Origin of the sequence: Vibrio sp. 10N.261.52.A1, from assembly GCF_002876325.1 — a bacterium.
Classification (GTDB): domain Bacteria; phylum Pseudomonadota; class Gammaproteobacteria; order Enterobacterales; family Vibrionaceae; genus Vibrio; species Vibrio chagasii.
On record NZ_MCYD01000731.1, the window covers coordinates 2,647 to 2,977 of the forward strand.

Annotated in this window: 1 protein-coding gene; it reads left to right on the forward strand. The window is 52.3% G+C overall.

Annotated features, from left to right (window positions below; genetic code table 11):
- On the forward strand, window positions 1-331 hold a 331-nt coding region (locus BCT81_RS14940; RefSeq protein WP_241908215.1), incomplete at both ends, for a DNA topoisomerase.

Below are 331 nucleotides of genomic sequence, written 5' to 3' on the forward strand. Positions count from 1 at the left end.
AAAAAGTGGCGCAAAGCTCGCACCACGCCATTATCCCCACTGCAAAAGTACCGATACTCACTGGACTCAGTGAGTGCGAAAAACACGTGTATCAAGCCATCGTGCAGCGTTACGTGGCTCAGTTCTATCCGCACGCTGAAGATGACGCCACCGTGATTGAATTGCAGTGTGGAGTACACCGCTTTAAAACCTCCGGCAAAGTGGAGCGCGTCAAAGGTTGGCGGGTTGTGGCGAAAGAAGAAAAAGAGGAGGGGAAAGGGAGGAGCGAAGAAAACCCGTCTCAATCTCTGCCATCTCTCACGGTTGGTCAGTCGCTGACGTTTTCCAAGGT